Here is a 1340-nt window from a genome sequence, read left to right on the forward strand (position 1 = left end):
TGTTATTCACCAATTAAAATGTCTATGCGATAAACCATTTAAAATGTCCTGTTTTTAACTGCAAGAGTCAAGCACAGGATTTAAATTTCTTTGTTCAATAACCGCTTTCTGAGCTTTACGACTCGGCATACTTTTCTTGAGACGGGAACGTTTATTTTGTTTTTCCAACTCTTCATGCTGTTGCTGGATATGCGCCAGAACCGAGCCTAATCTTTTATTCTCAACCACTTCATTCTGCTGTAGTCCAGCCAGTTTATTGAAGACACTATAGTTGATCTTCCGTCCTTCATGCATGATCGCCACAGTGCCATCCGGGTACTCCAGAAATGAAATGTATTGCCCAACAAGCTTATGATTCAGCTCTGTCGGTTCAAGCAGATAAATACACTTGTCATAGGTGATGGTGAGGTTCTTCGTGACCTTACGCGGTTCCTGCCAGGTGAATATATCCTCCAGCTCAGCATCAGACTCTGTTAGCGGACGATGTAAGTTCTTTGAATTTCGCGCACACTTGGCGAACTTCTGGTTGAAATGCTCAATAAAGCAGGGTAACCAGGCATTGGCTTCGGCAATTGAACTGATGCCTTCCAGACGCATCTCCTTGATCAAACGGTCTTGAAGGGTTCTATTGGCACGTTCCACACGGCCTTTAGCCTGGGGTGAGTTGGCAAAGATAATATCAATGTTTAACTCATTCAGAATCCGGCCAAATTGCGTGATCTTGCTGTCCTGGCTCGATTTCTGGTTCACTCGGAAGACCGAATGTTTATCGCTATAAAAGGCCAGAGGCTTACCGTATTGTTCAATGTAGGCTCGGGTTGAAAGCATATAGTCGAAGGTCGTTTCTGCCTCACAGAAGCGCAGATGCAACAGCTTTCCAGTGGCATCATCGATATACACCAATAAACAGCACTTAGCAGCGCGTCCTTCGAACCAGTCATGATATGAGCCATCAATCTGGATCAGCTCACCGAAGCAATCACGGTTATAACGTGGCTGATATGGACGTTTAAGGCGCTTGGATCGCGGAATCCACAGGTCATTTGCAGTCATCCAGCGCCGAAGCGTTTCTACCGGGATATTCAGGTCAAATATGCTGCTGAGCTTCTCATGGGCCAAGGTAGGTCCAAATCCCAGCAGATGTTCGGAAATAATGGAAAGACATTTTGATTTTAATAAATCATCATGGCGACGATGGCCAGGTTGACCACGGCTGGCATGCGCCATACCTGAAACACCATCTTGATTGAGCTTCTGTAATAACCGGGTAATTTGACGGGTTGAAAGATTAAGGATTTCAGCAGCACGGACTTGTGTAATACGATGATCTCGAACGTCTT

1 protein-coding gene is annotated in these 1340 nt (G+C 45.1%); it reads right to left on the bottom strand.

The genetic code is table 11. From position 1 onward, the window contains the following. Positions 1-54 precede the first annotated feature (54 nt). Positions 55-1340 (bottom strand): ISNCY family transposase (locus tag FTU90_RS15920; protein ID WP_180073112.1); only part of this gene is annotated, 1286 nt, incomplete at its 5' end.

It is taken from the genome of Acinetobacter sp. YH12200 (assembly GCF_013418175.1).
GTDB lineage: Bacteria > Pseudomonadota > Gammaproteobacteria > Pseudomonadales > Moraxellaceae > Acinetobacter > Acinetobacter pseudolwoffii.